Origin of the sequence: Roseobacter phycocola (assembly GCF_042055075.2) — a bacterium.
Classification (GTDB): Bacteria; Pseudomonadota; Alphaproteobacteria; order Rhodobacterales; family Rhodobacteraceae; genus Roseobacter.
On the sequence record NZ_CP194010.1, the window covers coordinates 2,965,510 to 2,978,438 of the forward strand.

The 12,929-nt window shown below is 62.4% G+C and carries 11 protein-coding genes; 5 read left to right on the forward strand and 6 right to left on the reverse strand.

All coding sequences use genetic code 11. The features are described 5' to 3' along the window. The first annotated feature begins 101 nt into the window (after positions 1-101). From AB4K19_RS14580 to AB4K19_RS14595, 4 genes are all read left to right on the forward strand, one after another. Positions 102-2,504, forward strand: a complete 2,403-nt coding sequence (locus AB4K19_RS14580) for a GcvT family protein (RefSeq protein WP_436398167.1) — start codon at positions 102-104, stop codon at positions 2,502-2,504. Continuing rightward, a complete protein-coding gene (locus tag AB4K19_RS14585; RefSeq protein WP_436398169.1) occupies positions 2,501-4,045 on the forward strand; it encodes a trimethylamine methyltransferase family protein in 1,545 nt (514 codons plus the stop codon). Before AB4K19_RS14580 ends, AB4K19_RS14585 begins: the two co-directional genes overlap by 4 nt. 157 nt (positions 4,046-4,202) lie before the next feature. Continuing rightward, positions 4,203-5,330, forward strand: coding sequence for an efflux RND transporter periplasmic adaptor subunit (locus AB4K19_RS14590; protein WP_375229040.1), 1,128 nt, complete (start codon positions 4,203-4,205; stop codon positions 5,328-5,330). Positions 5,331-5,336: 6 nt separating this feature from the next. Next, the gene (locus AB4K19_RS14595) at positions 5,337-8,498 is read left to right on the forward strand and encodes an efflux RND transporter permease subunit (protein ID WP_436398171.1); all 3,162 of its coding nucleotides are present in this window, start codon (positions 5,337-5,339) and stop codon (positions 8,496-8,498) included. A gap of 1 nt (position 8,499) precedes the next feature. Here AB4K19_RS14595 and AB4K19_RS14600 read toward each other — a convergent pair whose 3' ends face one another. From AB4K19_RS14600 to def (AB4K19_RS14620), 5 genes are read right to left on the reverse strand one after another with little or no spacing between them, the layout of a single operon-like run. Then, entirely contained in the window at positions 8,500-8,736 is a 237-nt protein-coding gene (locus AB4K19_RS14600) for a hypothetical protein (RefSeq protein ID WP_375229043.1), read from the reverse strand. Positions 8,737-8,750: 14 nt separating this feature from the next. Continuing rightward, the gene (gene fmt / locus AB4K19_RS14605; RefSeq protein ID WP_436398174.1) at positions 8,751-9,656 is read right to left on the reverse strand and encodes a methionyl-tRNA formyltransferase; all 906 of its coding nucleotides are present in this window, start codon (positions 9,654-9,656) and stop codon (positions 8,751-8,753) included. Positions 9,657-9,667: 11 nt separating this feature from the next. Continuing rightward, the gene (gene def, locus AB4K19_RS14610; protein WP_375229044.1) at positions 9,668-10,165 is read right to left on the reverse strand and encodes a peptide deformylase; all 498 of its coding nucleotides are present in this window, start codon (positions 10,163-10,165) and stop codon (positions 9,668-9,670) included. Beyond that, the gene (def, locus tag AB4K19_RS14615) at positions 10,162-10,665 is read right to left on the reverse strand and encodes a peptide deformylase (RefSeq protein ID WP_375229045.1); all 504 of its coding nucleotides are present in this window, start codon (positions 10,663-10,665) and stop codon (positions 10,162-10,164) included. Before def (AB4K19_RS14615) ends, def (AB4K19_RS14610) begins: the two co-directional genes overlap by 4 nt. Next, positions 10,662-11,180: a peptide deformylase gene (def, locus tag AB4K19_RS14620; RefSeq protein ID WP_375230903.1), complete on the reverse strand. Its 519-nt coding sequence runs from the start codon at positions 11,178-11,180 to the stop codon at positions 10,662-10,664. Before def (AB4K19_RS14620) ends, def (AB4K19_RS14615) begins: the two co-directional genes overlap by 4 nt. Before the next feature lie 98 nt (positions 11,181-11,278). Here def (AB4K19_RS14620) and AB4K19_RS14625 point away from each other — a divergent pair, with 98 nt between their 5' ends. After that, positions 11,279-12,475 (forward strand): MalY/PatB family protein, encoded by a 1,197-nt coding sequence (locus AB4K19_RS14625; protein ID WP_375229046.1) that lies wholly within the window; start codon positions 11,279-11,281, stop codon positions 12,473-12,475. Here AB4K19_RS14625 and AB4K19_RS14630 read toward each other — a convergent pair whose 3' ends face one another. Next, complete coding sequence (locus AB4K19_RS14630; RefSeq protein ID WP_436398176.1) at positions 12,476-12,829, reverse strand: hypothetical protein; 354 nt, start codon at positions 12,827-12,829, stop codon at positions 12,476-12,478. Positions 12,830-12,929: the final 100 nt, after the last annotated feature.

Here is a 12,929-nt window from a genome sequence, read left to right on the forward strand (position 1 = left end):
GTTTCAGAACGCTTGACGCCGCCGGGCCTTTGCGCCTAGCGTCCAGAAAGTTACTGGACACATATGTCCAGTGATCCGCGACGCCAGCATGGAGGCCCGGCATGAAAACGCACTACAGAGTTGTTGTTATCGGGGGCGGCGTCGTTGGCGCCTCTGTTCTGTATCACCTGGCCAAATTCGGCTGGACCGATGTCTGTCTGATTGAACGGTCGGTTCTGACAGCCGGTTCCAGCTGGCACGCCGCCGGTGGCATTCACGCGCTGAATGCCGACCCCAACATCGCAGCCCTTCAGGCCTATACCATCGACCTGCTGAGTGAGATCGAAGAGGAAAGCGGGCAGAACATCGGGCTGCATATGACGGGCGGTCTGACCATGGCAGGCACGCCGGACCGCTGGGAATGGCTGCAGTCAGCCTACCGCACCTTCCAGTCGATCGGGATCGAGGATTGCCGCCTTGTATCCGTCGAGGAAGCGGTCGCGCTGAACCCCATCATGTCGGGTGAGGGTCTGCTGGGCGGGATGTGGGCCGACCGTGAGGGCTATATCGACACCACAGGCACTGTTCATGCCTATGCCGGGGCCGCCAAAAAGCGTGGGGCCGAAGTTATTGAACACAACCGGGTGCTGGAGCTGAACCAGACCCTGCAGGGCTGGGAAGTTGTGACCGAAAAGGGCACTGTGACCTGCGAGCATGTGGTCAATGCCGCCGGTCTCTGGGCCAAGCAGGTCGGGCGTATGGCGGGCGTCGAACTGCCCGTCTCACCGCTCAACCACCACTATCTGATCTCGGATACGATCCCACAGCTGGAAGAGATCGATTTCGAAGTGCCGATGACCGTGGATCTCGAAGGGTTCACCTATCTGCGGCAGGACCAGAAAGGCGTACTGCTGGGCATCTATGAGATTAACCACCAGCACTGGATGATGGATGGCGCGCCCTGGGAGTACGGGTTCGAACTGCAGCAGGAAGACCCCGACCGGATCGAGCATGAGCTGACGCTGGGCTTCGAACGCTACCCCTGCCTGCAGGAAGTGGGCGTCAAGACATGGGTCAACGGCGCCTTCACCTTCTCGCCGGACGGCAACCCGCTGGTCGGGCCCGTCCCGGGCAAGCGCGGTTACTGGTCGGCCTGCGCGGTGATGGCCGGTTTCCTGCAAGGCGGCGGTGTGGGCAAGTCGCTCGCCGAATGGATGATCCACGGCACACCGGAAGCAGACGTATACGGCATGGATGTCGCCCGTTACGGCGTCTGGGCCGAGAACAAACAATACATCAAACAGACCACCGGCCAGTTCTATACCCGCCGGTTTGTGATGACCTACCCCAACGAACAGCTGCCCGCCGGGCGCCCCCTGAAAACCGCCGGGGCGCACGCGGATATGAGCGCCGCGGGCTGTCAGTGGGGGCAAAGCTGGGATCTTGAAGTGCCGCTCTATTTCGCCGAAAGCGGTTTTGAGGAAACGCCTTCGCTCAAACGCTCCAATGCCTTTCCGATTGTAGCAGAGGAATGTCAGGCGGTGCGCAACGGGGTCGGCCTGCTGGATATTTCCGGCTTTTCACGTTTCGAGGTGACCGGCCCCAACGCTGAACAATGGCTCGACCGGATCATGGCGTCGAAACTGCCTGGGCCGGGCCGCGCACGGCTTGCGCCGATGCTGGCTGAGGACGGGCGGCTTAAAGGCGATCTGACCGTTTTCAACTGGGGCGATGGAACCTGGTGGATCATGGGCAGCTACTACCTGCGTGCCTGGCACATGCGTTGGTTTGACGATCACATGCAGGAAGGCGTCAGCGTCCGCGATCTGGGCGATGACACTATGGGCTTTTCCCTGTCAGGCCCGGCATCGCGCCGCGTCATTGAAAAGCTGACTGACGGCCCGGTGGGTGACCTGCCGTTCATGGGCTGCGGCACCTTTGACATCGGCCTGCTGCGCTGCCACGTGGGGAGGCTGTCTGTCACCGGTGAGCTGGGATATGAAATCCATTGCCGTGCCGGGGACCATGCAACCCTGCGGAAAATCCTGCTGGAGGCTGGTGCAGAGGAAGGTATCCGTGAGGTGGGCTTCAACGCATTGCTCAGCCTGCGCATTGAAAAGAGCTTCGGCATCTGGAACGCCGAATTCACGCAAGGCTACACGCCCGGCATGACCGGCATGGACCGCTGGATCGACTGGGACAAGGAGTTTGTCGGAAAGTCTGCAGCCGTCGCGGAACGGGATGGCAACGGCCCCGCCAAAGTACAGGTCACGCTGGAAATTGACGCGGGCGATGCAGATGCCAGCGGTTACGAGCCCGTCTGGGCAGACGGCGACAAAGTCGGGTTTGTCACATCGGGGGCTTATGGCCACACGGTTGAGAAATCGATTGCCATGGCGCTGGTGAACAGTGAGCGCGCCGCACCTGGAACAGAGCTTTCGGTGCATGTTGTCGGTGTCGAACGCGCGGCGCGGGTCATCGCACCCTCACCCTATGATCCCGGGGGCCAGGCGATGCGCGCGTGAGCTCCGCGGAAAACACCGGCCGCCGGCGGACACGCCGGGGTGCCGCCCGCCGGGGCAATGCAGAACGCAAAACCAACTACCGGAACCTGCGCAACCCGTTCCCACCCGCCCGGGTCTGGACAGACGACCGGGTGGCCGCAGTGCACGAGGCAGCTCTTGAGGTGCTGGAGACCCTCGGCATCCGCGTACTGCTGCCCGCAGCCCGAAATCTGTTCGCCAAAGCCGGCGCGCGGATCGATGAAACCTCTGAAATGGTGTTCATCGGGCGCGACATCATCGCCGCCGGGCTTGCGACCGCCCCGCGTTCCATCACTGTCCGTGGCGGTGCGCGTCACCGTGATCTCGTTCTGGAAGACGGCGCGCTGGTCTTCCAGCCCGGGGCCGGTGCGCCCCATGCCACAGACCGCCTGCGCGGGCGTCGTCCGGGCACCGGTGCAGATTTCCGCGAACTGATCCGCCTGACACAGCATTTCGACGTGCTGCACATGGCCCCGCCGCTGGTGGAACCGCAGGACGTGCCGATGCACCTGCGCCACTATATGACCATGGAAACGATGCTGCAGCATTCAGACAAGGTGCCGTTCATCTATGCGCGCGGCACACCGCAGTCCGAGCAAAGCTTTGAAATGCTGCAGGATTTCAGAGGCTTGTCGGACGACGCATTCGCGGCAGACAGCCACTGTTACACAGTGATCAACACCAATTCGCCGCGCCAGATCGACATTCCGATGGCGCGTGGCCTGATCGATTTTGCGCGCGCAGGCCAGGTCAGCATTGTGACGCCCTTTACGCTGATGGGCGCGATGGCCCCCGTCACCGTCGCAGGCGCCATCACGCTCAGCCACGCCGAAGCGCTTGCCGCCATCGGCCTGACCCAGCTGGTCCGCCCCGGCGCGCCGGTCTGCTATGGGACCTTCACGTCGAATGTGGACATGAAGTCGGGCGCGCCCGCGTTCGGCACACCAGAACATTTCAAAGCCAGCGTAGCTGCGGGCCAGATGGCGCGCCTGACCGGACTGCCCTGGCGCTGTGCGACAGGATCAGCGGCGAACCTCGGCGACGTCCAGGCCGCCAGCGAGACACAGTTCGGCCTCTGGGGGTGCCTGACGGCCGGGGCCACAGTGGTGATACATGCCGCAGGCTGGCTGGAAGGCGGTCTGACGGTTTCCTACGAAAAGCTGATCACCGACGTCGAGGTTCTGCAGATGGTTGCGGAACTGTGCACACAAACTGCCTGTGCCGAGAGCGATATCGCGCTCGACGCACTGGCCGAAGTCGCCCCGGGGGGGCACTTTTTCGGCGCGGCCCATACGATGGAACGATATCAAACCGCCTTTTACGAGCCGCTGATCGGTGATCTTTCCAATTTCGGGACGTGGCAGGAAAACGGTGCGGTTGAGACGACCGCCCGGGCCACGGAAAAGTGGCAGAGCATTCTTGCCGACAGCCCCGGACCTGATGTCGATGGTGAGGCACTTGACCGGCTTCGGGCCTACATCCGCCGCAAAACGGATGCCGGTGGCGCGCCGCCCGAAAGCTGATCACCTGACCGGCCCGGCGGCTGGCGCCCTGCCCGCTTTTGCGTCATCGCCACTGTTCGCAGACGCACAAGCCCGCCGCAGTGGCGTTTTCCTGTTTCATTTCAGTTCAAAAGCCCTATTTCAGACGCAGACCGGAATAAATTTACAGAGCTGATTGATGAACCGTTTTGCACGTATGGGCCGCGGCTGGTTTTCGCTTTTTCTGCTTATGGCTGTGTTCACAGGCACATCCGCCGCGGCACAGGGGCGGGCTGCCGCTGTCGGGGTCGAGACAGTCAGCTACCGCCAGATCGCTGAAACTGTTCCGCTTTTCGCCGAGGTCGTCACGTCACGCGAAGGGTCTGTCGCGAGCAGAATTTCGGGGACCGTCGAAAAGGTAAACGTGCTTGAGGGCATGAGTGTGCCCGCCGGAGGCGTTATCGTCGAGCTGGACACGGAACTGTCGGAAATTCTGGCCCGCCAGGCCGAAGCGCGCCTCGCCGAGGCCATGGCGGGCATCGAAACCGCACGCGCCCGCGTCGACCGCGCGACCAAATCGCTGGCCCGGATCGAAGGGCTGCGCGACACCACTTCCTTTTCCTCCAGCCGGTTTGACGACGCACAGAGCGATTTCTTTGAAGCCCGCGGTCTGCTGGCCGAAGCAGAGGCGCGGGTCAACACAGCCGAAGCCGCCCGCGCCGAAGCCCAATACCAGCTGGAGCGCGCGAAAATCACGGCTCCCTTTGCCGGCATCGTGCTGGAAGTGAACACAAATCCGGGCGAATTCATCAGCTCAGGGGCCACTGTCGTCACGCTGCTGGACACCAGTTCGTTTGAGGTCGAAGCCTCCGTGCCCGCCCGTTACATCGGCACGCTGTCACCCGGTCTCGCGGTGCGCGGGCAGACCGATACCGGCGTGGAGCTTGATATGCAGGTCCGCGTGTTGCTGCCTGTCGAGGATCAGGCCACACGGACACGGCCTGTGCGGTTCAGCTCGCCGAAGCTGCTGGAGATGAATGACACCGCCATCGGCCAGTCGATCACGGTGTCCGTGCCGGTCAGCAAGCCGCGCGATGTACTTTCGGTACCCAAGGACGCACTGGTGCAGGCGCGGGGCGGCTGGACCGTGTTTGTGAATGCTGATGGCAAAGCCCAGCCCCGCCCGGTCGAGATCGGCGTCGCTCTGGGCGACAGGTTCGAGGTTCTGAGCGGCCTGAACGAAGGCGATGTTGTCGTTACGCGCGGCAATGAACGGCTGCGGCCCGGTCAGGACATTGCGCCCATGGGTGGCGCGGATCAGGGGTAGAGACTGATGGACATCATCCGCTTTGCCATCGACCGACCCGTCGCCGTGATCGCAGCGGTGATCATGGCCGTGCTCTTTGGTCTGATTGCCGTGACGCGCATCCCGATTCAGCTGGCACCGGATGTGCGCAAACCCGTGGTGGTGATCACGACAAACTGGCCGGGTGCGGCGCCCTCGGAGATCGAACGCGAGATCGTCAACCCGCAGGAAGAAGCCCTGCGCGGTCTTGAGGGGCTCGACGTGATGACGTCCCGTGCGCAGACCGGTGAGGCCGAGATCACCCTGGAATTCGGGATCGGCACCGACATGAGCCAGTCGCTGCTGCTGGTCTCCAACCGGCTGGACCGGGTGGGCGATTACCCCGACGAAGCAGGCGAGCCGTCACTGGACACATCAGGCGCCGATGACAGCCCGATTGCCTGGGTGCTGTTGACCGCACAGGACGGAAATACCCGCGAAATGCCTACATACGGCGATTTCGTCGAAGACATCATCCAGGACCGTATTGAGCGGATCGAGGGGGTTTCAGCGGTAAATGTCTTTGGCGGCGTGACCCGCGAACTGCAGGTCGTGGTGGATCCGCGGCGGCTGTCACGGTTCGATCTGACCGTGCCCGAAGTGGTCCGTATCCTGCGCAATGAGAATATCTCGCTGTCCGCCGGCGACGTCGAGGAGGGCAAACGCCGTTACATCGTTCGCGCCGAGGGCAATCTGAACACCGTCGCCGCCATCGAAGAGGTCGTGCTGCGCTCGGAAATCGGGTCCGGCGGGTCGGGTCGCGTGCGCGTGGGCGACGTGGCGGATGTGGGGTTCGCCTATCAGGACCCGAACGCGCGGCTGCGGTTCCGCGGGGCACCAGGCCTTGCTTTTAACATTGTGCGCGAACCCGGCGCTAACGTGATCGAGACGATGGATGCAGTGCGCGAGGTTCTGGCAGAGCTGGACGAAGGCCCGGTCTCTGACGCAGGTCTGAAGATGCGCCAGGTCTATGACGAAACCGTCTATATCAACGGCGCGATCAGCCTGGTGACGCAGAACATCTGGGTCGGCGGCGTCCTCGCGGCACTGGTGCTGTTGCTGTTCCTGCGCAGTCTGAGGGCGACGCTTGTGGTCTCCATGGCCATCCCCGTCAGCATCGTGGCGACCTTTGTGGCTATGGCGGCAACCGGGCGAACCCTGAACGTGATTTCGCTGGCTGGTATTGCCTTTGCCGTGGGTATGATCGTGGATGCGGCCATCGTCGTGCTGGAAAACATCTACCGGCTGCGTGAACAGGGCAAATCGCGGCGCGAGGCGGCCTATCACGGGGCGCGCCAGGTCTGGGGCGCGATCCTGGTGTCGGCTCTGACGACGGTTCTGGTCTTTGTGCCCATTCTGATCATGCAGCTCGAAGCAGGTCAGCTTTTCCGCGATATTGCGGTGGCAATTTCAGTATCAGTTCTGCTGTCGCTGGTGGTGGCCGTGACGGTTATCCCCGCGCTGTCCAGCCGCCTGATGACACAGGGCGAGCAGAAAACCATGCGCCTGTGGGGCGTGGATCATGTGGCCGGTGCATTCCATCGCCTCGTCATGGGCTACGTCCGGATGACCGTCCGGTTCCGCGCGCTGGGTCTGGTGGTGGTGTCGGTGATTGCGGGTGGCGCTGCCGTGGCCAGCATCGTGTTCCTGCCGCGTCTGGAATACCTGCCCGAAGGCAACCGGAACCTGGTCTTTGGCGTGATCATTCCGCCGCCCGGCTATAACCTGGAAACCACAGAAACCATCGCTCAGCGCATTGAGAGCACCGCGCGCCCGCTCTGGGAAGCGGCTCCCGCGCCTCAGCTCGAAGACGGGACGCCGACGATTGAGAACTTCTTCTTTGTGGCCCTCAGCGGCACCAGCTTTGTCGGGGCAGCCGCCGTTGATGGCAGCCGCGCGGGCGAGCTGATCCCCATTCTCTCCGGCCCCATTTTCGCAGAACCCGGCACCTTCGGGTTTATGACCCAGCCGTCGCTTTTCGGGCGGGGTGTGGGCGGTGGGCGCACCATCGAGCTGAATATCTCCGGTCAGGACCTGAACCAGATCCTGAGCGTCGCGGGACAGGCCGCCGGCACAATCGCCGGGCTGCTGCCGCGCTCCGAAGGGCACCAGTTCCGCCCGATCCCGGGGCTGGAGCTTGGCGCCCCCGAAGTGCGGCTCGTGCCCGACAGGCTGCGGCTGGCGGACGCCGGTCTGACGGCCTCTGATCTGGCGCTGACGGTCGATGCCTTCAATGACGGGCTGCGGGTGGCGGAAATCACGGTTGGGGCCGAACGCCTCAACCTGATGCTCAAAGGCGATCCGGGGCTGCAGACCGCGCAGCGCACACAGGACATTGGCAATTATCCGGTGGTCACACCCTCCGGCGGGATCGTCCCGGTTTCTGCTCTGGCGGATGTGGTTGTCACCGCAGGGCCAACCGAGATCCGCCACCGCGACCGGCTGCGGACCGTAACACTCGAAGTGCGCCCGTCAGATGCGCTGGCGCTGGAAGCTGCCGTGGAATTGCTGGAGACCGAAGTCATCGCTGCGCTCGAAGAGCGTGGTCTGCCGGACGGTGTGCGGCTGAGCGTTTCCGGCACCGCCGACCAGCTCAGCCAGACCTGGGATGCCATTCAGATCAATCTCGCGGTGGCCATGATCATCGTGTTTCTTGTGATGGCCATCCTGTTTGAGAGCTTTGTACTGCCACTGGTGATCCTGATCTCGGTGCCTGTCGCGGCGGCGGGCGGCGTGGGTGGCCTTGCTGTGCTGAACATGTACCAGACGCAGCCCCTCGATATGCTGACCCTGCTGGGCTTCATCATTCTGGTGGGCATTGTGGTCAACAACGCCATTCTGATTGTGCACCAGACCCTCTGGCACCTGCGCGAAGAAGGTCTGCCGCCGGTCGAGGCGATCGAAGCTGCGACCAGCAACCGTATCCGCCCGATTTTCATGTCCACGATGACGTCGGTGTTCGGCATGCTGCCGCTCGTGCTCTTCGAAGGCGAAGGGTCGGAGCTCTACCAGGGTCTTGGGGCTGTTGTGGTTGGCGGCCTGTCGATGTCCGCCTTCCTGACACTGCTGACGGTGCCGCCGCTGCTGCGTCTGTGTATCCGCACGCCGCGCCCGGAGGCGGATACCCTGGCTGCGCGCCCAGCAGAGTAGTCTATTTACGCCAGTGGAAAGGCACGATCACCAGCGCGCCGACGGAGGCTGCGATGGCGTTCACCCCTGGGCTGCGGAAACCAACCCCGAACATAAGCGTGACAAAATAGAACACGAAGGCACCGCCCACGCAGATCACGATGCTTTGCAGATACCCGTTATGGGTAAAACCCGAGCGTTCGGACAGATATCCCACGATGCCCGCAATCACGACGGTCCCGATCAGAGTTGGAAACATTGTCTCTCCTCCTTTCAGAGCTGCGTGCCAGGGGCCAGCGGCCAGCCCCGCAGGAATTCACCGGCGTCCTGCGCGCCTTTGCCTGCGCGCTGCAGACGGATCAGTTCAACCGCGCCGTCCCCGCAGGTTACACGCAGCGGATCGTGCAGCACAGTTCCTGCTTCGCCGCCCCCCTCATGCAGACGTGAGGCCAGCATTTTGATCCTCGTGCCGTCATGCTCCGTCCAGGCGCCGGGAAAGGGCGAAAGCCCGCGGATCAGCCGGTCCACTTCAACTGCGGGCCGGGTCCAGTCTATGCGCGCCTCGGCCTTGTCGATCTTGGCGGCATAGGTCACCCCCGCCTCCGGCTGCGGTTCCGGGGTCAGATCACCCAAAGACGCAAGCGCCCGGCATATCAGCGTAGCACCCATGTCACTGAGCCGGTCATGCAGCTGCGCTGTCGTTTCTTCTGCACCGATGGCTGTTGCCTCACGCAGCAGAACAGGGCCGGTATCGAGACCCGCATCCATCTGCATAATGCAGACACCTGTTTCGGCATCTCCCGCCATGATGGCGCGGTGGATCGGCGCTGCACCCCGCCAGCGCGGCAGGAGGCTCGCATGAATATTCAGACACCCGCGCGCCGGCGCATCCAGGATCGCCTGAGGCAGGATCAGCCCGTAAGCCACCACCACCGCCACATCCGCATTCAGTGCCGCAAACTCAGCCTGCGCTTCGGCGGTTTTGAGCGACACAGGGTGCCGCACGTCCAGACCCAGTGCGCGGGCGCGGGCCTCAACCGGGCTGGGGCGCTCTTTCTTGCCCCGCCCCGCGGGACGCGGAGGCTGGCAATACACACAGGCAACGTCGTGACCTGCCGTCACCAGAGCCTCCAGCACCGGCGCAGAAAAATCCGGCGTGCCCATGAATACAACGCGCATCAGATCCCCCGTCAGCCTTTCTGCTTGCGCGCCCGGCGCAGCAGCATGTCGCGTTTGACCTTGCTGAGCCGGTCAAAATACATCCGCCCCTGCAGGTGGTCGATCTGGTGCTGCACGCTCGTGGCCTCCAGGCCGACAAAATCTCCGCGCGTCCAGGTGCCCGTCTCATCCATGTAGCGCACCGAAACCCCGCGCGGTCGTTTCACCGTGGCATAGACCCCCGGCAGGTTGGGGCTGGCTTCCTGGTGTTCGTTCATCACGGCAGAGGCATCAACAATCGACGGATTTGCCAGCCGGATACGCCGTTTCCGGTCGTCGGATGCATCCACCACCGCCACCTGCAGCATGACACCAATCTGCGGGGCGGCCAGCCCTACGCCGGGCATTGCATCCATCGTCTCGATCATATCCTCCCACAGGGTGCGGATCTCATCGGTTATTTCCGCGACAGGCTCTGCCGCGGTGCGCAGCCGTTTGTCGGGCCATTTCAGAAACGGGCGGACTGTCATGATGTTGCCTCCGCGTATTCAGCCAGCACGCGGGCGCGCGCGCCGTCGCTGAGATGATCGAGTGTGACCCGACCCTCAAGGTGATCCATTTCATGCTGCACGCAGGCCGCATCAAATCCCTCGAACCAGCCGCTGCAGGCAGCCCCTGACCGGTCCGTCCAGGACAGGCGCACACGATCCGGGCGGGTTACTTCCGCACTGACGCCGGGGATCGAAAGACATCCCTCGGTCTGCGTGGCCAGGGTATCACTGACCTCAGCCACCGACGGATTGAAAAACACCTGCGGCGCATGCGGCCCCTCTTTCCAGGCCGTGTCCATCACGAAAAGACGTACCATCTGCCCCACCTGCGGAGCTGCCAGGCCCCTACCCGGCGCTGCGTACATTGTATCCAGCATATCTTCCGCAAGCCGGCACAGGTCCGGCGTAGTCTCCGCCACCGGGTCGCAGATCTCCGCAAGCCGCGGGTCAGGCCAGCGGAGGATCGGCAGCAGGCTCATGAACGCGCCAGTTCCCGCTTCAGCTTGACCATCTTGCGGGTGATCATCTGCCGCTTGAGCGGTTTGAGATAGTCAATGAACAGCTTGCCATCGAGGTGATCAATCTCGTGCTGCGCGCAGGTTGCCCAGAGCCCGGTGAAGGTCTCTGTCTGCTCATTCCCATCCCGGTCGATCCAGCGCACGTCAACTTCCGCCGGGCGGGTCACGTCGGCAAACTGATCGGGGATCGACAGACAGCCTTCCTCATAGACGCTTGTGTCGTCAGAGGACGCGATGATCTCAGGGTTGAACATGATCAGCGGGCGCGGCTTTTCCGTCTCGCCCTTCACACAGTCCAGCACGATCAGCCGCTGCAGCACACCGACCTGCGGGGCCGCGAGGCCGATGCCCGGCGCCTCATACATTGTCTGCAGCATATCGTCAGCGAGCGTGCGCAGTTCATCAGACAGATCGTCCACGGGCGTGGCTGTCTTTTTCAGGCGCGGATCAGGGTGCAGCAGAATATTCCGTTTCATGAGGCTGATGTATGCCAACATGCAGCCCCCTGCAACAAGATGGACTTGCACAGCGACAGTTTCCCGCTATCAAAAACGAGCCTGAACAGGAGCACCAAATGAGCAGCACTCTGAGCACAGATCCACGTTTCCATACACTTGTCGAACGCCGCGGCACCCACTCCAGCAAATGGGACCTGATGGAAAAGCTCTATGGTGTGTCGCCCGATGACGGGCTTGCCATGTGGACGGCTGACAGCGACTGGCCTACTGCTCCCTGCGTGCTCGACGCCCTGCGCCGCGATCTGGAACATGGCGTTTTCGGCTACATGAACACGCACGACGATTACCTCAACGCCATTTGCTGGTGGATGAAAAACCGGCATGGCTGGGACGTTGAGACCGACTGGATTCTGACCTCGCAGGGCCTCGGTAACGCCATTGCCCTCGTGAACGATGTCTGGAGCGAACCGGGCGATCATGTGGTCACCTTCAGCCCCGTCTATCATGAATTCCGGGTCAAAACGGAAAAGGCGGGCCGCGTGGTCACTGAATGCCCGCTGGTGCGTGACGGCGACACCTATGTGCTTGATCTGGAGGATGCGCAATCGCGTCTGACCGGGCGCGAAAAGGTCCTGCTGTGGTGCTCACCACAGAACCCGTCCGGCCGGGTCTGGACGCGCGAAGAACTGCGCGCCATTGCCGATTTTGCCGCCCGGAATGATCTCGTTCTGGTCTCAGACGAAATCCACCACGATCTGGTCTATCCGGGCCATGAATTCGTCCCGATGCATGTTGCCGCACCGGAACACACAGACCGCCTGATCGTGGCCTGTGCCGCCTCGAAAACCTTCAACATCGCAGGTCAGCGTACCGGCAATATGATCATTCCGGATGCCGCATTGCGCCAGCGCATGGTGCAGCGCCTGAATTCGCTGGATTATAAGCCTTCAGCCCTTGGCGTTCAGATGATAACGGCCGCTTATTCGCCCGAAGGTGCCGAATGGGCCGACGCGCAGATCGAATACCTTCAGGGCAATACCGCCACTTTTGACGCTGCCGTCAATGCGATCCCCGGTGTGCAGTCGGTGCCGCTGCAGTCGACTTATCTGGGCTGGGTTGATTTTTCAGGCACAGGTATGAGCTACGAGGAAATCTCGCGCAGGGTCCGCGAAGACGCGCGGATTGCGCCAAGCGCGGGGCCGGCATTCGGCGCCGGCGGCGAGACATTTCTGCGGTTCAACCTGGCCACGTCGCGCATACGCATCGAGGAAGCCTGCCGGCGTCTCACGGAAGCGTTCAGCGATCTTCAGTAGTCAGCGCGTTGCGTCCGTGATCAGCGCAACCGGCGCGTCCTCTGGCAGTTCAAAATCCAGTGCTGCCCGGTCGGCCACGGCCGTGGCGCGTTTGAATTCATAAAGCATCTCACCCGGCACTTCTTCGGCCGCAACGATCAGGCACTGAAACATGTGAATGCTGCCGTCGTAGAGATCAACAAAACCGCGCAGTGCCGGGGCATCCGCCTCGGTCGCAAAGCCGGTTTTCCACATTCTGAGAACGCGCGTTTTTTCGCCGCCTGCGTCTACTCTCAGGCGCGATGATTTCTTGCGGGCATCTTTGCGGGCTTTATCAAGGCCAGCCTGGATTTCCCTGGAAAATACCGTTTCCATACGTGTTACTCCGCTGTGCCCCTCGGGCGAAACCTGCCCTGTTCTCTCTAAAAATCAAGTTAAGTTTTTGTAATACAACCATAGGTTTGTGCGCTGTTGC